The sequence below is a fragment of the Vibrio sp. OPT46 genome (assembly GCF_015163535.1).
Taxonomy (GTDB): Bacteria; Pseudomonadota; Gammaproteobacteria; order Enterobacterales; family Vibrionaceae; genus Vibrio; species Vibrio alginolyticus.
In genome coordinates this window covers 552-972 of sequence record NZ_JADDYG010000749.1, presented here as the reverse complement: position 1 = coordinate 972, position 421 = coordinate 552, and the positions used below count along the sequence as shown (strand labels likewise).

Sequence of the window (421 nt, the reverse complement as noted above, 5' to 3'; positions counted from 1 at the left end):
CTACGATCGCTTTAAAGCCTAAAACATCAATAAATGCTACTGCCCGTTCTTCAAAATTGATATTTGTCATTTTGTCTCCAATACACCTAACGCCGCGTTAAGTAGTGAGCAACGTTACCACCTAACTTAAACTATTGTGCCGTAAACACTTAAGCTGAATTGAACCTAAAATGCCACGCGTTGCGAATCTGCCTTAAACGCTTTGTTATGTAACAATATTTTCGATGCTATAAATACGATCAGCATACAGTTTACCGCCAATTTTATAGGCATTTGGCGCTACTGTTTTGAGAGAAAAGCCACTTTTAATGAGCACCTTCTCTGAACCAACGTTACCTTCTGTAACTACTGCACTAAATGCCGTAATAGTTTGTTCATTAGAAGCCCAATTGATTAATGCTTTCAATGATTCTGTACCAAA

1 protein-coding gene is annotated in these 421 nt (G+C 37.8%); it reads right to left on the bottom strand.

Annotated elements, in window-relative coordinates; translation table 11 throughout:
• Positions 1 to 205: 205 nt before the first annotated feature.
• Positions 206 to 421 (bottom strand): GNAT family N-acetyltransferase (locus IQR33_RS34600; protein WP_228014178.1); only part of this gene is annotated, 216 nt, incomplete at its 5' end.